The organism is Verrucomicrobiia bacterium (assembly GCA_035495615.1).
GTDB lineage: Bacteria > Omnitrophota > Omnitrophia > Omnitrophales > Aquincolibacteriaceae > DATJFP01.
In genome coordinates this window covers 40,095-57,296 of record DATJFP010000035.1, presented here as the reverse complement: position 1 = coordinate 57,296, position 17,202 = coordinate 40,095, and the positions used below count along the sequence as shown (strand labels likewise).

Annotated in this window: 17 protein-coding genes; all 17 read left to right on the top strand. The window is 59.2% G+C overall.

All coding sequences use genetic code 11. The features are described from left to right. Nucleotides 1-846, top strand: an 846-nt coding sequence (locus tag VL688_04490) for a glutamate--tRNA ligase family protein (GenBank protein ID HTL47301.1), incomplete at its 5' end; no start/stop codon positions are given. After that, nucleotides 843-2,474 (top strand): hypothetical protein, encoded by a 1,632-nt coding sequence (locus tag VL688_04485; GenBank protein ID HTL47300.1) that lies wholly within the window; start codon nt 843-845, stop codon nt 2,472-2,474. The genes VL688_04490 and VL688_04485, both read left to right, overlap by 4 nt. Nucleotide 2,475: 1 nt before the next feature. Beyond that, nucleotides 2,476-3,912 (top strand): cysteine--tRNA ligase, encoded by a 1,437-nt coding sequence (gene cysS / locus VL688_04480; protein ID HTL47299.1) that lies wholly within the window; start codon nt 2,476-2,478, stop codon nt 3,910-3,912. Between the two features lie 52 nt (nt 3,913-3,964). Next, entirely contained in the window at nt 3,965-4,342 is a 378-nt protein-coding gene (locus tag VL688_04475) for a DUF559 domain-containing protein (GenBank protein HTL47298.1), read from the top strand. Nucleotides 4,343-4,361: 19 nt separating this feature from the next. Further along, a complete protein-coding gene (tmk, locus tag VL688_04470) occupies nt 4,362-4,976 on the top strand; it encodes a dTMP kinase (protein ID HTL47297.1) in 615 nt (204 codons plus the stop codon). Next, nucleotides 4,966-5,817 (top strand): hypothetical protein, encoded by an 852-nt coding sequence (locus tag VL688_04465; protein HTL47296.1) that lies wholly within the window; start codon nt 4,966-4,968, stop codon nt 5,815-5,817. Before tmk ends, VL688_04465 begins: the two co-directional genes overlap by 11 nt. Beyond that, a complete protein-coding gene (gene metG, locus VL688_04460) occupies nt 5,814-7,382 on the top strand; it encodes a methionine--tRNA ligase (GenBank protein HTL47295.1) in 1,569 nt (522 codons plus the stop codon). Before VL688_04465 ends, metG begins: the two co-directional genes overlap by 4 nt. Before the next feature lies 1 nt (nt 7,383). Continuing rightward, nucleotides 7,384-8,151: a TatD family hydrolase gene (locus VL688_04455; GenBank protein HTL47294.1), complete on the top strand. Its 768-nt coding sequence runs from the start codon at nt 7,384-7,386 to the stop codon at nt 8,149-8,151. Beyond that, nucleotides 8,148-9,242: a CPBP family intramembrane glutamic endopeptidase gene (locus VL688_04450; GenBank protein ID HTL47293.1), complete on the top strand. Its 1,095-nt coding sequence runs from the start codon at nt 8,148-8,150 to the stop codon at nt 9,240-9,242. Before VL688_04455 ends, VL688_04450 begins: the two co-directional genes overlap by 4 nt. Before the next feature lie 8 nt (nt 9,243-9,250). Further along, nucleotides 9,251-9,871: a site-2 protease family protein gene (locus VL688_04445; protein HTL47292.1), complete on the top strand. Its 621-nt coding sequence runs from the start codon at nt 9,251-9,253 to the stop codon at nt 9,869-9,871. Next, nucleotides 9,868-10,791 carry a thiamine-phosphate kinase gene (locus tag VL688_04440; GenBank protein ID HTL47291.1) on the top strand — a complete coding sequence of 308 codons (924 nt, stop codon included), beginning with the start codon at nt 9,868-9,870 and terminating at the stop codon, nt 10,789-10,791. The genes VL688_04445 and VL688_04440 overlap by 4 nt, the downstream gene beginning before the upstream one ends. Continuing rightward, nucleotides 10,733-11,257: a tRNA (adenosine(37)-N6)-threonylcarbamoyltransferase complex ATPase subunit type 1 TsaE gene (gene tsaE, locus VL688_04435; protein HTL47290.1), complete on the top strand. Its 525-nt coding sequence runs from the start codon at nt 10,733-10,735 to the stop codon at nt 11,255-11,257. The genes VL688_04440 and tsaE overlap by 59 nt, the downstream gene beginning before the upstream one ends. After that, nucleotides 11,254-13,935 (top strand): pitrilysin family protein, encoded by a 2,682-nt coding sequence (locus tag VL688_04430; GenBank protein HTL47289.1) that lies wholly within the window; start codon nt 11,254-11,256, stop codon nt 13,933-13,935. The genes tsaE and VL688_04430 overlap by 4 nt, the downstream gene beginning before the upstream one ends. Before the next feature lie 52 nt (nt 13,936-13,987). After that, entirely contained in the window at nt 13,988-14,389 is a 402-nt protein-coding gene (locus VL688_04425; protein ID HTL47288.1) for a PilZ domain-containing protein, read from the top strand. Between the two features lie 115 nt (nt 14,390-14,504). Then, complete coding sequence (locus VL688_04420; protein HTL47287.1) at nt 14,505-14,951, top strand: Rrf2 family transcriptional regulator; 447 nt, start codon at nt 14,505-14,507, stop codon at nt 14,949-14,951. Nucleotides 14,952-14,958: 7 nt separating this feature from the next. Beyond that, nucleotides 14,959-16,410 carry a Fe-S cluster assembly protein SufB gene (gene sufB / locus VL688_04415; GenBank protein ID HTL47286.1) on the top strand — a complete coding sequence of 484 codons (1,452 nt, stop codon included), beginning with the start codon at nt 14,959-14,961 and terminating at the stop codon, nt 16,408-16,410. 22 nt (nt 16,411-16,432) lie between these two features. Continuing rightward, on the top strand, nt 16,433-17,191 hold the full coding sequence (gene sufC, locus VL688_04410) for a Fe-S cluster assembly ATPase SufC (protein HTL47285.1): 759 nt from the start codon (nt 16,433-16,435) through the stop codon (nt 17,189-17,191). The last annotated feature ends 11 nt before the right edge of the window (nt 17,192-17,202 follow it).

Here is a 17,202-nt window from a genome sequence, read left to right as displayed (position 1 = left end):
TTCCATCTGGCCGTGTGCGTGGACGACGCGCTCATGAAGGTCACGCATGTCGTGCGCGGCGAAGACCATCTTTCCAATACCCCCAAGCACATCCTCCTGCTCAAAGCCATGGGCTACACGCCGCCGCAGTACGGGCATCTGTCGCTTGTTCACGGAAAGGGCGGGGAGCCGCTTTCCAAGCGCCTGGATTCCATTTCCATTCACATGTTCCGCCGCCGCGGTTACATGCCCGAGGCGCTCGCCAACTACATCGCGCTGCTCGGCTGGTCGCCGGGCGAGAACCGCGAGATCGTGGGCTGGGACGAATTGCAGAAAATTTTCGACATCTCTCGCGTGAGCAAGTCGTCCTCCAATTACGACGATCAGAAACTCGACTGGGTGAACGGCCAGCATTTCCGCCATATGCCGACGGAAGAATTCGTGAAACGCGCCTTTGCCTACCTCAAGGAACAGAAGATGATGGAAGGCCTGGATGAGAAGCTGGTCCTCGCGATTTTACCGGTGCTGCAGGACAACATCGAGCGATTCGAGCAGCTCGGCGACCGGCTGACGTTCCTGAAAGATGATTTTGGTTACGAGAACGAAGGTCTTGTGAAAAGCGCGGAAGCGCGCGAGATTTTCGAGCAGGCGCTGCAAGTCCTGCCCGGCGTCACGGGCGCGGCGGAAACGCTCTACGATAATTTCCTGAACGCCCTGAAGCCGCGCGTGAAAGCCAAAGGCAAAAACCTTTTCATGCCGCTGCGCGTGGCGCTGACAGGCCGCGAGCATGGGCCGGAGCTGAAGCGTCTTTTTCCGGCGCTGGGCATGGACCGCATCAAGCGGCGCTTTCAGAGGACGCTGGGTTGAATCAAGCTTTGCTCCAGCAAAAGGCTGGAAGAAAAAATCCGGCCGCGGTCAAAGCCGCGCTTTTTTTAGGGGCGGTGAATGCGGCGGCGCTTCTGGCCTACGCCGCCTGGGGCCATGCGCTTCTTCGGGCCATGTACGATGAGCGGGCCTGGCCCTGGCTCAATGCGTGCCTGCATTGGCGCGGCGCTTTTCCGGTTTCTTATTATGAAAGCGTCGCGGACCTTTATTTCTGGTCCGCCGTGGCATTCATCAATGCGGTCTTTCTCATGGCTTTTCTGGCGCATAAGGCCGCGTCGTTGCCGGCGCCGGTTCTGCCGCGCGTGACGGACGCGCAGGCCGGATGGCTTTGCGGGATATTGGCCGCGGTTCCGGCGGCCGTGATTTTTTATCATGCCATGCGCTACGCGATCCTGGTGCCGTACCAGGATGAATGGGTCCAGGTCTGGCGCATCCAGAAAGTTTTTCACGGCACCCTGACGTGGGGAGATTTGTGGCTGCGGATCGGCGACCACCACAGCCCTTTTCCGCGGCTCGTCATGGTGATCCTGGCGAGGCTCACGCATTGGAACATGCGCTGGGAAGTGGCGGTCAATTTTCTTTTTTCGCTCGGAACGTGCGCGGCGCTGGTAACCGCGGTTTTCAAGCATCGGGATTTGCTTCCGGGACGCACCGCGTTTTTTTTTCTGCCTCTTTTTGCGCTGATCGTTTTTTCCGGGCGCCAGCAGGCCGCCTGGATCTGGGGAGAAAAGACGTGCAATTACATGAGCGTTTTTGCCGCGGCCGTCTGCCTAAGGCTTTTGAAGGGCCCGGACTTCCGCTGGAAAATTTTCGCGGGAGCGCTCGCGGCCGCGCTTGTTTCGCATTATTCCTTTGCGGCCGGGACCCTGGCCTGGGCCGTGGGATTCTGGATGCTGGCGTTTCTGCGTTACGAAAGTCCGTCACAGAAAATCGCGGCGTTCGCGATTTGGGCCGCAGCGTGCGCGGCCGCCAATTTTGTTTACTGGCTTGATTATGAAACGACATACGCGCCTTTTGCCCGGCAGCATCCGGGCCGGATGCTGGAATCGTTTCTCGCCGCGCTCGGCGGGCTCCTGGACACGGAGCCGACCGCGGTTCTCAAAGGCGCGGCCGGAGTTCTTTTGTTTCCCGGCCTCGCGGCCTATGGATTGAGCCGGAGATCTCGCCCTCTGGCGGTCTTTTTTTCCGGGCTTTGCCTTTGGGGGCTGGGAGCCGCGTTCATGATTTCGGTGAACCGCGCCTTCTTCGGGATCGGGACCGCGCTGAATTATCAGTACGTCATCCTGACTTATTTTTTCTGGGCGGGCCTTACGGGGCTCGTTGTTTTGGTGGGGCAGGAGCAGTCTTGGGCCGATTTTCGCGGCGCCTTGGTCAAGGCCGCGGCCGCGGGAGCCCTGGGCCTTTTCCTCGTCAGCGCGGCGCGGGAGTCCTGGGCCGGCCTGCGGGAGCTCAAGAAGGTCGGGGAAAGTGTCCGCAGCGTGGACATTACCGCGCCTTATCTCGATGACAATGCCATCGACAAGTTGTATTACAGGCACAGGCCGCACGTGCGGCGCCTGGTGCCGGTGCTGAGAGAATTGAAGCTTACGATTTTTAATCAGAAGAGCTGACATGGTCATCCAATTTTTTAACACGCTTTCGGGAAAACAGGAGCCTTTCGTGCCGCGCAAGGCGGGCGAGGCTCAGCTCTACACCTGCGGGCCCACAGTTTACGATTACGCGCACATCGGCAACTTCCGGACGTTCGTCTTCGAGGATTTGCTGCGCCGCTTCCTGGAATTCTCGGGGCTGAAGGTCGAGCACGTCATGAACATCACGGACGTGGACGACAAGACCATTGCCGGCGCCGTGCGCGAAAAAAAACCGCTCCTCGAATACACGGAAAAATTCACGCAGGCCTTCAACGAGGACATGGCGGCGCTGAACTGCCTCGCGCCCACGCGCCAGCCGCGCGCCACGAAGGAAATCGACGGCATGCTGGCGCTGATCCAGAAGCTGCTGGACAAAGGCATCGCGTATCAAAGCGAAGGCTCGGTCTATTACCGCGTCTCGAAATTTCCCGGCTACGGCAAGCTGTCCAAGAAAAAACTGCACATGAACATCGCCGGCGCGTCTGAGCGCGTGGACGCGGACGAATACGACAAAGAGGAAGTCACGGATTTCGTGCTCTGGAAAGGCGCCAAGGAAGGCGAACCGTTCTGGTCTTCACCGTGGGGGAACGGCCGTCCGGGCTGGCACATTGAGTGCTCGGCCATGAGCCTCCGCTACCTCGGCGACACTTTCGACATTCATGCGGGCGGCGAAGACCTGATTTTCCCGCATCACGAAAACGAAATCGCCCAATCCGAAGCCGCGACGGGGCAGCTCTTTGTAAAATACTGGCTGCATTCCAAGCACCTGCTTGTCGACGGCGAGAAAATGTCCAAGTCCAAAGGCAATTTCTACACCCTGCGCGACCTCATCGCCAAAGGCCACGATCCCATGGCCATCCGCTACGCGCTGCTTTCCGTGCATTACCGCCAGCAGATGAATTTCACGATGGAGCATTTGAAAGAGGCGTCGGAGGTCATCAAAAAGCTGGACGAATGCTATTGGAACTGCGCCACGCGGCTCGGGCAGCAGCCGCAGGGAAAAGACGAAACAGCCGCGCGCGAAAAGCTCGACAAGTCGCTGGATAAGATGACCGCTTGGCTGGCCGACGACCTGAACGTTTCGGGCGCCCTGGCGGAACTTTCCGGCGCCGTTACGGAAATCAACAAAGACGCGGCCCAGGCGAAAGACGAAGGCTTGCGCGCTTTCGTCCAGTTTTTGAAAAGCATCGACCGCCTGTTCGGATTTGACGTGACTGCCGTGGACCAGGTTCCGGCGGAAGTGCAATTCCTCATGAAGCAGCGTTCGGAAGTCCGCCTGCAGGTGAAAAACGACAAAAGCCTCTGGGCGAAATCCGACGCGCTGCGCGACGAAATCCAGAAACTCGGCTGGCTGGTCAAAGACGGCAAGCCCGGCGAGCTCTCAACGTTGAAGAAAAAAAGACGGAAGTGGGATTGATCCCTTTTTACCCTCTCCTCGCTTGCGGGGAGAGGGAAGGGTGAGGGGTAATATGAACGATAGAGCCAAGATATTGAGAAAAAATGTGACGGATGCTGAAAAGCTATTATGGAACAACCTTCGAGCTAACCGCCTAAATGGTTTTAAATTTAGACGGCAGCATCCTGTTGACGTTTGGATTCTGGATTTTGCATGTCCTCAATTAAAACTTGCGATTGAAATCGACGGCGGCCAGCACGCCGCGCGGAAAAACGAAGATGAGCATCGTTCCCGGGAGCTTGGGAAACGCGGTTGGCGGGTCCTTAGATTTTGGAACCATGAAGCGCTTGCGTCGATTGATGCGGTGATGCAACAAATACTGACTGAATGTGAAAAAACACAGCCCCTCTCCCTTACCCTCTCCCCGCATCGCGGGGAGAGGGAGGGGTGAGGGGAAGAGGACTCGTCCGATGAAAAAAGGAATTTTCATTACCTTCGAAGGCACGGAAGGCAGCGGGAAAAGCACGCAAATCAAGCGGGCGGCTTCGTTCTTGCGGAAAAAGGGGCGGCGTGTTTTAATTCTCCGGGAACCCGGAGGCACGGGAGTCGGGGAAGCCATCCGTAACGTGCTGCTGGACAATAAACATGCGGCCATGGCGCCTTCGGCGGAACTCCTGCTGTATCTCGCGGCCCGGGCCCAGATCGTGAACGAGAAAATCCTTCCGGCGCTGAAAGCGGGCACGATCGTCATTTGCGACCGCTTCGAGGATTCGACCCTGGCTTACCAAGGGTACGGACGCGGGTTTTCCATGAAGGACATCGAGGCGGTCAGCCAAAAACTCGTGCGCGGAACGTTGAAACCCCGGCTTACGATTCTCCTGGACGTGGACCCGGCCCTCGGCCTGAAGCGCGGCGGACGGCACGACAGGATGGAAAAGCAGTCGCTTGTCTTCCACCGCAAGGTGAGGCGGGGGTTCCTGGCGCTGGCCAAGCGCGAACCGCGCCGCTATCTCGTGATCAACACGAGGCAGGACTGGGAATTGACCGCGAAACAAATCAGGGAAAGGCTCGGACGTGTTGCCTGACGAATTGAAAAAACAGGAATTTTCGCTGCGTGTGCTCGAAGCGCACGTGCGCCGGGGCCGGCTCGCGCACACGTATCTTTTTTCCGGCTCTTCGCCGCGCGCGCAGGCTTCGCTCGCGCTCTGTTTTGCCGCGCTGCTCAACGGCGACGCGAACGCGAAAATGGGCGACATGGAAACGCGGACCGCGAAGAGGATCCGCGACCGTAATCATCCGGACGTGCTGTGGCTCGGCGAAGACGAGAAGGTCCGCTCGCTGAAAATCGCGGAAGTCCGGGAAGTGATTTCCTGGTGCGCGCTGAAGCCGTACGAAGGCCCGTGGAAAGTGGTGATCGTCGAAGGCGCGGAGCGCCTGACCGTGGACGCGCAGAACGCCTTCCTGAAGACGCTCGAGGAACCGCCCGCGCAAACGCTGTTCTGCCTGCTGGTGGAAAGCACGGACAACCTGCTCGAAACCATCCGCTCGCGCGCCTTCCATATAAGGATGAGCCCGGACGAAGCCGTCCCTGAAGAACTGCGGCCGCCCGAAGGCGTGGGACAGAAAAAATGGGAAGACCTGCTGGAAGATTATCAAAGCGCGTCGCGGTTCGAGACGCTGGTCTTCATGGACGAGCTCATGGCCTATTTCCGCGACCTGTTGAAGGAAAGCGCGGCGAAACCGGAAATCAAAGCGTACCGCCAGGAATGGCTGAGAGCGATTGCTCTTTTTTACGAAACCAAAGACGCGCTGGACGCGAACGCCAACCAGAAACTGGCGCTCACGCGGCTGGCCATGCATCTGAAACGGCTTTTGCCGAGCGTGCAGATGATCAAACCCCCGGAGCCCGAAGCGGTAACAGCATGAGCGAAAACTTCCTTTACATCACCACGCCTTTGTATTACGTCAACGCCAAGCCTCACATCGGACACGCGTACACGAATATCCTCTGCGACACGTTCACGCGGTTTTTCCGCTGGCACGGCAAGAAAGTTTTCTTTTTGACCGGCACCGACGAGCATGGCACGAAAATCGAGAAGACCGCGCGCGAGCACAAAGAAGAGCCGCGCGATTACGTGGACCGCATGGTGCCGCAGTTCAAGGAATTGTGGCGCGTGCTCGGCATCCAGTACGATTATTTCATCCGCACGACCGACGAAGAACACAAGAAGATCGTGCAGAACGTGCTGCTCAAGCTTGAAGCCGAAGGCGACATCTACAAATCCAGCTACACGGGCTGGTACTGCACGCCGTGCGAATCGTTCTGGACGAAATTGCAGCTCGCGCAGGGCAAATGCCCGGACTGCGGCCGCGAAGTGCAGGAGCTTTCCGAGGACAATTACTTTTTCAAGCTGTCCAAATACCAGGACTGGCTCATTCAGTACATCAACGAGCACCCGGATTTCGTCCGGCCGGAAATGCGGCGCAACGAAATCCTGGCTTTTTTGAAAGAGCCGCTCGAAGACCTTTCCATCACGCGGCCCAAGTCGCGGCTTTCCTGGGGCATCGAGTACCCCAATTCGAAAGACCACGTGGTCTATGTGTGGTTCGACGCGCTGATCAATTACGTCAGCGCGATCGGCATGACGGTCGACCACAAAAAATTTCTCACGTACTGGCCCGCGGACCTTCACCTGGTAGGGAAAGACATCCTGCGCCAGCACGCGGTGTACTGGCCCATCATGCTGAAAGCCTGCGGCGTGGAAATGCCCAAGACTGTCCTCGCGCACGGCTGGTGGACGCTGGGCGGCGCGAAAGTCTCCAAGTCCCGCGGCAACATCGTGGACCCGGCCGTGCTCGCGAAAGTCTACAGCGTGGACGCGTTCCGTTATTTTCTCCTCCGGGAAGTGACGCTGGGACTCGACGGCGCGTACTCGGAAGATCTTTTGCGCGAACGCTACACGAGCGATCTGGCCAACGACCTGGGCAACCTGTGGTTCCGCATGGCGTCCATGCTGGAAAAGTATTTTGACGGCGCCGTGCCCGAAGCGCAGGGCGTCGAATCGGAGAATCTCCTGCAGCAGGCGTTTGCCCTGCTCGAAAAAGTCAGCGTGCCTATGAACCGCTATGACCCGCGCACGGCGCTGGACGCGATTTGGGCTGTCATCGTGGCCTCCAACCAGTTCGTGGAAGAAAAAAAGCCGTGGGTGCTGGCCAAGGACCCGCAAAAGCGGCCGGAGCTGGCGCGCGCGCTCGCGGTGCTGTCGGAGGTGCTCGCGCACATCGGGGCCATCCTGCTGCCGTTCCTGCCGGACACCGCGCGGAAGATCCTCGAACGCCTCAAGCTTTCCCCCCAGACGAATTTTTCCGAAGCCGCGTTTTTCCGCACGGCGTGGCTCAAGCCGGGGACGCTTGTCGACCGCGGGGAAGCGCTGTTCCCCAGACTCGAAGACGAGGAAAAAGCTCCCTCCGCCCCGGCCGCGAAGGGATGACATGGGATTCATCGACACGCACGCGCACCTTCACTTCCCGGATTACGACCAAGACCGCGCCGACGTGATGCGCCGCGCCTCCGAAGCGGGCCTGGAAACTTTCATCAACGTGGGGACCGACCTGGAGAGCTCGCGCAAATGCCTGGAGCTGGCCAAGGCTCACGACAACATTTACGCCTCGGCCGGCGTGCACCCGCACGACGCCAAAGACGCGGACGAGGCCGTGATCGCGGAGATCCGCAAACTTTTTTCGGAAAAGAAAATGGTGGCCGTGGGGGAAGTGGGCCTGGATTTTTTTCGCGACCATTCGCCGCATGAAAAGCAGAAGGAAGTCCTGCGCGCTTTCGTGCGCCTGGCCAGGGAAGTCGGCCGGCCGCTCATCATCCACTGCCGCGATGCCTACGAAGACCTGGCGCAGCTTTTCGCGGAAGAAGGCGGCGCGCCCTACCGCGGCGTCATCCACTGCTTTTCTTCGGACGCGCCCCGCATGAAGAGGCTTCTCGACCTGGGCTTTTACATTTCCTTTGCCGGGCCGCTGACGTACAAGAAAAACGACGAGCTGCGCGACGCGTGCCGGCAATGCCCGAAAGACCGGCTGCTGCTCGAAACCGACGCGCCGTTTCTCCCGCCGCAATCCGTGCGGGGAAAACGCAACGAGCCCGCTTACATGCTCGAAACCGCGGGCGTGGCCGCGGGCCTTCACAGCCTGAGCGTGCAGGCGCTCGGCGAGCAAACGACGGCCAACGCAAAGGCGCTGTTTTCCCTATGATCCACGACATCCTTCAATTCTTCGTCAAAGAGAAAAAATACACGGCTTTGTTCCTCGGCCTGATCCTGGCGTTCGGGGCCATCCAGTTTTATGAGCGCCGTGCGCCTCAGAAAGAACAGACGGCTTCACCGGCCGCGGCCGAGGCCCTGCAAAATCTCGAAGACGCGGAAAGCCGGGTGGTGCAAAGCGTGGAGCAGGCAGGCTCGCTTCAGAACTTTCTGAAGGACAAGCCGGAATTCGCCGGCGCGTTCACGTTCATTCTGTTTTTCGTGTCCGGAATGTTCAGCCTGGGCATCGTGATCCTGATCGCCTTCATGTTCAATCCCGCCTGGCGGCAGAGCTGGGCCATGGAGCCCTTCGACAAGGACAAGACCGACTGGAAACCGTCCATGATCTTCAAAGTGGCGCTGCTTTTCGTGGCCGCGAGCTTTGGACTCAGCCTTGTCCTGGGCGCGCTCGGTAATTACGTCCTGAGGTCTGTCCCCGTGAATTTCTGGCTGCTGTTCCAGACCACCGGCGCGGACATTCTCTGCGTCTATTTCATCTTCCTGATCGTGCGCCGGCACGGCGGCGGTTTGAAGGACATCGGACTGCGTGTGCCGCCGCGCGGCTTTTTTTCCGAAGTCGTCATGGGCATCGTCGGCTATATGGGCGTGTTCCCGATCTTCATCGGTATCCTGATCTTTCTCGTCTTCATCGCGCATCTGTTCCACTACGAGCCGCCCGCGCATCCGATCGTGAACGTGCTGCTGGAAGAGGAACAGCGCTCGCCGTGGATCGTGGTCTACTCGGTGCTTCTGGCCACGTTCATCGCGCCGATCCTGGAAGAGATTTTTTTTCGAGGCTTCTGTTACCCGATCTTCAAAAAGAAATGGGGCAAGAACGCGGGCATGATCATCACGTCTTCGTTTTTCGCGATCATTCACAACAACACCTTCGCGTTCTGGCCGATCTTCGTCCTGGGCATGGCGCTGGCGTACATGTACGAGAAACGGCGATCCCTCATCGCGCCCATGACGCTCCATCTCATCCACAACACGATTTTCATCGGGTATTTCTTCCTGGCCAAGCAGGCTCTCGTCAGCGTCTGAGGCGTCTCATGGAATGGGCCGTGTGGATCACGATCTTTCTCGTCACCGTCATTTTTCATGAGGTCTGCCACGGCCTGGCAGCGCTGGCGCTGGGTGACACGACCGCGCGCGATGCCGGCCGCCTGACGCTCAATCCGCTGAAGCATGTGGACCTTTTCTGGACCGTGCTCTTTCCCGCGCTGCTTTTCTTTTCCACGCACGGCCGGTTTGCGTTCGGCATGGCCAAACCCGTGCCCGTCAATTTCAACCGCCTGCGCTATCCGCGCCGCGGCATGATCGGGGTGGCGCTGGCCGGCCCGGCCGCGAATTTAGTCCTGGCCGCGGTCCTGAGAGCCGTGTGGAAGGCGACCGGCAGCGAGATCGCGCTGCTGGCCATCTATTTCAATCTCGGCGTCGCGGTTTTCAATCTGCTTCCCGTGCCGCCGCTGGACGGCTCGCGCGTGGCGGCGGGCCTGCTGCCGGTTTCCGCGGCGCGGGTCTACATGTCTCTCGAAAGGGCGGGCATCTGGATTGTGTTTGCGCTCTACCTGTCCGGCGTTCTGGTATACTGGGTGATCCCCGGCATGGACCTGTTCTGCCATTTGCTCGGCCTGCCGCGGCTGAGAGACGTGATCGCGTGGAGCACATGAACGAGTTCCGGTGGATCGAGTCGTTGAAACGAAAAGTGCCGCGTAAGCCGGGAACAGTCGGCATCGGCGACGATGCGGCCGTATTTCCCGCGGGCCGCGGCAAAATCCTGTGCACGACGGACGCCATCGTGGACGGCGTGGATTTTTATCTCGCCCGGCTCACGCCCGAAAAAATCGGACGCAAGGCCCTGGCCGTGAATCTCAGCGATATCGCGGCTATGGGCGGACGGCCCGAATCTTTTGTCGTGACGCTCGGCATTCCCGCGGACGTACGCGAGGCCTGGCTCAACCGGTTTTACGACGGCATGCTGGCTTTGGCGCGGCGTCATGGCGTGATCTGCGTGGGCGGGGATGTGAGCCGCGCGCGGCAATTCTTCGCTTCGGTGACGCTTTGGGGCCGCGCGGCAAGGCCTGTCCCGCGCAGCGGCGCAAGGCCGGGCCATTGGATCGGCGTCACGGGAAATCTGGGCGGCTCGATCCTGCGCCATCATCATGAATTCGAGCCGCGCTTGAGTGAAGGCGCCGCGCTGGCAAGGCTCGGCGCGAAGGCCATGATCGACGTTTCGGACGGGCTGGCGCAGGACCTGGGCCACGTGCTCAAAGCCTCGCGCGTTTCCGCGGCCGTGGAGCTTGATAAAATTCCGGTGTCGCGCGACGCGCTGAAGCTTGCGAAAGGAAACCGCGGCAAGGCGCTTATGCGCGCGCTGTCCGACGGCGAAGACTTTGAGCTGGTGTTCACGGTTTCCGGCGCGGGAAAACGGAACCTCGAAAAAAAATGGAAGCGGCTTTTCCCGCGCACGCGCCTTTCGTGGATCGGCCGCATCGTCAAAAGAAGAAAAAAATCCGGAATCGAGTGGCGGCGTGAGGGAAAACCGCTGCCGGGATTCCGGCTCGAAAAGGAAGGGTACCGCCATTTCTGAAGCTGAAACGTTTCCAAGCAAAAGCCCGAAAGATACGATCCGCATTGCCAAAGCCTTCGCCGGCAAGTTGAAGGCCGGCGACGTCGTGCGGCTCGAAGGCGACCTGGGCGCGGGCAAGACGACTTTCGTCAAAGGCCTGGCCTCGGGACTCGGCCTTGCGGACCAGGACGACGTCAAAAGCCCGACTTTTGTCATCATGCACATTTATCCCTGCCGCATCCCGCTGTATCACTTCGATCTTTACCGGCTCGAAGGCGCGGGGGAAATCGCGGCCATCGGGTTCGAGGACTTCATGAACGATCCCGGCGCCATTTCCTGCGTGGAATGGGCCGAGCGAGCCGAAGATTTTTTCCCCAAGGCGAGCTATCGTGTGCAGATCCTTTTTTCCGGAGACACGGCGCGCAAGATCACGATCACGCAGGGCAGTTCTGAGCCCTCCCAAAAGGGCGCGCGGAGCAAGGCATGAAAATCGCGGCGCCGGGATTCACGTACGTGAAAGAAAAAGGCGGCATCCACGAATACCGTCTGGATGCGAACGGACTGCGTGTCCTCATTATGGAAGACCGGTCCGCGCCCGTTGCCGCGGTCATGGTGAGCTACGGCGTGGGCGGCCGCAACGAAAAGCCGGGGCATACGGGCCTCGCGCACATGCTCGAGCACATGCTGTTCAAGGGCACAGAGACTTACCACAAACGCCGCGGCACGCCGATCTTCTTTCTGCTCGAAAGCGCGGGCGCGCAGCTCAACGCGAACACCGGTCAGGACGGCACGAATTATTACGAGCTGCTTCCGTCCGACAGGCTCGCGCTGGCGCTGGACATCGAATCCGAGCGCATGCGCGGCGCGCTGCTCGAAGAGGCGGAGTTCGAGGCGGAAAAAAACGTGGTCCTGAACGAGCTGGAACGCTTTTACGATTCGTCCGAAGCCTCGCTCAGCCAGGCGGTCTGGGAGACGGCGTTTTCCGAGCATCCTTACCATCATCCGGTCATCGGATGGCGCGACGACGTGCGCGGCATGCCCGCGGCGAAGTTGAAGGAGTTCTACGATCTTTATTATTGGCCGGGCAATGCCACGCTGACACTCATCGGCGATTTTGATTCGGCGGACGTGCTGAAACTGGTGGCGGAAAAATTTTCGCGCGTGCCTGCCGCGCCCTCCGCGCCGCCGGCCATCCGGGAAAAGGAACCCCCGCAGCAGGGCCCGAAATCCGTGAAGCTGGAGAGGACGACCGGCGCCGAATTCCTGATGCTGGCGCATAAGATTCCCGAAGGCCTGCACCGGGACGCGCTCGGCCTCGAACTTTTGTCCGGCATCCTGAGCCACGGCAAGACGAGCCGGCTTTATCAGGCTCTCGTGCAAACCGGATTGGCCGTGGATGTGGGCGCGGGTACGTCCGGGACCCGGGACCCGGGGCTTTTTACCACCGCGGTCACGCTCGGGCCGCAGGTCAAACACGAAGACGTGAAACGCAAAGTCCTCGAGGTCTATGAAGAGGTCGCCCAAAACGGCGTGACGCAGGAAGAGTTGGACAGGACGCTCACCCAGATCCGCGCGGACAGCGCGTACTCGCGCGACGGCGCGCTTTCCATGGCCAGCGAAATCGCGCATGCGATCGCCATGGGCGATTGGACTTATTTCGCGGACCATGTCGAAAGGATGGAAAGTTACAAACCTGAAGAGCTGAGGCAAATTGCGCGGCGCTATTTTACGGAAAGCGCCATGACGACGGGCCTTGTCGTATCCTCGGCCGCCGGGGCCGGGCGAGACGCCGCGGGAAGCGCGGCCGGAACGCATGGCCGCACGAGCGAGCCGCCTCCTCCGGGAGCCGTAGCGCTGCCCGAAAAAGTCCGGCAGCTTTTGGAGCCGCCGGTCACGGCAGCTGCGGGGCCGGGTTACCGGGAACGGGTGCGCGTCTCGGATGCGAAGAATTTCAAACTGCTTACGCTGAAGACCCGGGTGCAGGATGTGGTCACGATTTCCGGCTCGCTGCGCGGGGCCGGTACGGCCTACGCGGGAAATACGACCGTGGCGCGTCTCGCGGGGCAGATGCTGGACAAGGGCACGGCGCGCCGCACCAAGCTCGAGATCGCGTCGCTCCTGGAAGACCGGGGCGCGCAGATTCATTTCGGTGTGGATCACGAATACCTCCGCTTTCACGCGCGCTGCCTGAAAAAAGATGCGGCTTTCGTGGCCGGACTTCTGGCGGAGCAGATCCGCGAGCCCCGTTTCGACGATGGCGAATTCCAAACGCTCGTCAAACAGGAAACCGTGAACCTGCGCTACGCCATGACCAATACCGGCAGCATGGGCTTCAACGCTTTTTTTCGCGCCGCGTTCCCGGAAGGCCACCCGCACGCGGCGCCGCGCTTCGAAGACCAGATGACGTGGCTCGAAAAAACCCGCGCGGACGATCTCCGGAATTTTCATGAACGCCATTATGGGGCCAAAGGGCTTTTGATCGTGACAGCCGGAGATTTCGACCCGGCGGAAATCGAAGACGCGATGCGCAAGGCGTTCGGCGATTGGCCCGTGAAAGAAGTGTCGAGGCCCGCGGTGCCGCCGGTGCCGGCCCCGGTCAACCGGCGCGTGCCCGTAAAGGTGCCGGGCAAGGTGAAGATGGACGTGCTGCTCGGCCGCGCGTTTCCGCTGCTGCGCAGCGATCCCAACTATCTTGCCGCGGCCATGGCCAACACGATTCTGGGCGGGGATTTTTCCGCGCGGCTTTCCATGACCGTGCGTGACATCCATGGCCTGACCTACGGCATCCGTTCCGGCCTCGCGGGCGTGACGCAGGATGTCTACGGCGCGTGGATGGTCCACATGATCGTGAATCCGCCGCTCTTGGAAAAGGGCCTGGAAAAAACGCGCGAGCAGCTGGATCTTTTCTTTCGGGAAGGCATTTCCGCCAAGGAACTGGAAGAGCGCAAGAAAATGGCCGCGGGCAAATTCAAAGTGGGGTTGGCCACGACGCTCGGGCTCGCGGACCAGATCCGGCATTGCGAGGAACTGGGGCTGGGGTACGGCTATCTGGACGATTATTCCAAGCTCATCGGCAGCCTCAGCCTTGATCAAGTAAACCAGGCCATCCGCCGTTACTATAATCCTGACGGCCTGCAATGCGTGGTGGCGGGCGACGTCGCCTGACCTTTTGCGTTTTGGGCGGGGACGGGTTAAGATTTCAAAGATACCGAAAGCCATGGCTAAAAAATCGCTGCTCCAATATCTGGGATTCGGCAAGTCCAAAGGGGATATGGGCTCGCGCAAGCACCCGCGCCTCAAGGCCTTTAACCTCATCAAGTTCACGCTCTCAGACGGCACGCAGTACGAAAGCCTTTCCAACGTGGTCAACATCTCGGAAAGCGGCCTTCAATTTACCTGTTACGAACATCTCCTGCCCGATCAAATGATCCGCATGCTGATCAGCATTCCCCACGCGAATAAGGAAGTCCCGGTGAAGGGAAAGCTGGTCTGGGTGCGGAAAGACAAAATGCGCCGCGGTGTTTACCTGGCCGGCGTGCAGTACCTGGACATTTCCGATGAAAACCGGGAATTGATCCGGGAGATGGTCCAGGCGCGAAGCCGCAGCCGCAAAGATTAACCGCCCTCTGCTGTAACCCCTTTTATTTCCTAAGGTTAAGCTCGAGATTTCATTTAAAATTTAAACTAGACCATTTTAGTCTGATTAGTTACAATTATAAGCAGACAGGAGAGTTATGAGATTTACAACCAAAACCGAGTACGGCCTGGTCTGCCTCATTTATATGGCCAAGCACTCGGAAATGAAATTTGACCCCATTACCATTAAAGAGCTGGTCCGGGCCGAGCAGTTTTCCCAGGCGTACACGGAAAAGATCATGCAAAGCCTGAGGAATGCGGACATTGTCCGCGCGCAGCACGGCAATCAGGGGGGCTATTCGCTGGCGCGCGGTCCCTCCCAAATCACGCTCAAGGAAATCGTCGAGGCGCTGGAAGGCAGCACGTTCGAGATCTTTTGCGCGCCGGGCGTGCGCGAAGAGATCATCTGCACCCATTTTCCCATGTGCGGCGTCAAACCCGTGTGGGAAAAAACCAAGGGCATGCTCGACCATCTGTACCAGGGCATCACGCTCGAAATGATCGCGAATAATAAATTAGGCCCGGCGCTTTCGCAGGCGTCGTAAGGAAACCATGAACGAGAAAACGATCCGCATCGAGGATCTGGTCAACCGCGAATACCAGTACGGTTTCAAGACCGAACTGGAGCCGGGGATGACTGTGTCCGGCCTGAACGAGGACACGATCCGGCTGATCTCCGCGCACAAAAAAGAGCCGCCGTTCATGCTGGAGTTTCGCCTCAAGGCCTACCGCCAGTGGCAGAAGATGAAAGAGCCGGCATGGGCGCATGTCTTTTATAACAAGATCGATTACCAGAACATCATTTATTACTCCGAGCCCAAGGCCGCGCAGAAAAAGCTGAAAAGCCTCGAAGAAGTCGATCCCGAGCTGCTGCGGACGTTCGAAAAACTCGGCATTCCGCTGACCGAACAGAAAAAACTCGCGGGCGTCGCGGTCGATGCCATCTTCGACAGTGTGTCCGTGGCTACGACGTTCAAAGAGAAGCTGCGCGAAGCCGGCGTGATCTTCTGCTCGTTTTCCGAAGCCGTGCAGGAGCATCCGGAGCTGATCGAGAAGTACCTCGCGTCCGTCGTGCCCATCGGCGACAACTTTTTCGCGGCGCTCAATTCCGCGGTGTTCACGGATGGTTCGTTCGTTTACATCCCGAAAAACACGCGCTGCCCCATGGAGCTTTCCAGCTATTTCCGTATCAACACGGAAAATTCGGGCCAGTTCGAGCGCACGCTCATCATCTGCGAAGACAACAGCTACGTGAGTTACCTCGAAGGCTGCACCGCGCCGAAGTTCGACACGAACCAGCTTCACGCGGCGGTTGTCGAGCTGGTCGCGCTGGACAATGCGGAAATCAAATATTCGACCGTGCAGAACTGGTACGCGGGCGACCCGAAGACGGGCAAGGGCGGCATTTACAATTTTGTGACCAAGCGCGGCAAATGCCAGGGCAAAAATTCCAAGATTTCGTGGACGCAGGTGGAAACCGGTTCGGCCATCACCTGGAAGTACCCGAGCTGCCTTTTGATCGGCGACAACTCCGTGGGCGAATTTTATTCCGTGGCGCTCACCGCGGGAAAACAGCAGGCCGACACGGGAACGAAGATGATTCACATCGGCAAGAACACGCGCAGCACGATCATTTCCAAGGGCATTTCCGCCGGAGAGTCGAACAACAATTACCGCGGCCTGGTGCAGATGACCAAGGGCGCGTCCAACAGCCGCAACTTCACGCAATGCGATTCGCTGCTGATCGGGAAGAAATGCAACGCGAACACGTTTCCATACGTGGACCTGCAGAACGCGTCGTCGCAGGCCGAGCACGAAGCCTCGATCTCGCGCGTGAGCGACGACCAGCTTTTTTATTTCCGTTCCCGCGGCATTTCCACCGAAGACGCCATGAGCTCCATCATCAACGGCTTCTGCAAGGAAGTGTTCCGCGAGCTGCCCGGCGAATTTGCCGTGGAGGCCACGCAGCTTCTCGGGCTCAAGCTCGAAGGCGCCGTGGGTTAATTCAAAGCGAGGGAGAAATTCGATGTTGAAAATCAAACAATTGAAAGCGCGGATCGCGGGCAACGACATCCTGAAAGGCATTGATCTGGAAGTCAAAGCCGGAGAAGTGCATGCGATCATGGGGCCGAACGGTTCCGGGAAAAGCACGCTGGCCAAAGTCCTGGCCGGCGATCCCGTGGCCGAAGTGACGGGCGGGGAAGTGCTGTTCGAGGGCAAAAACCTGATGGAGCTGCCGCCGGAAGAGCGCGCGCTCGCGGGCGTCTTCATGGCGTTCCAGTATCCCGTGGAAATCCCGGGCGTGAACAACGCGGCTTTTCTAAGAATGGCCTACAACGCCAAGCGCAAGGCGCAGAAAAAAGACGAGGTCGACCCGCTGGAATTCGACGCCATTCTCCAGGAAAAAAGGAAGGTCGTGGAAATTCCCGAGGATTTCCTGAACCGCTCCGTGAACCAGGGATTTTCCGGCGGCGAGAAAAAGCGCAACGAGATCCTGCAGATGGCCGTTCTGGAACCCCGCCTTGCCGTGCTCGACGAAACCGATTCCGGCCTCGACGTGGACGCGCTCCGCATCGTGGCGACCGGCGTGACCCGGCTGAAAAGACCGGACAATGCCATGATTCTCGTCACGCATTATCAGCGTCTTCTCAATTACATTGTTCCCGATTACGTGCACATCCTTTCCGGCGGGCGCATCGTGCGTTCGGGCGGAAAAGACCTGGCGCTCGAAGTCGAGGAAAAAGGCTACGACTGGCTCACCGAAGGCCAGGGCCTTCGGAAATAGGAGAGAGATTC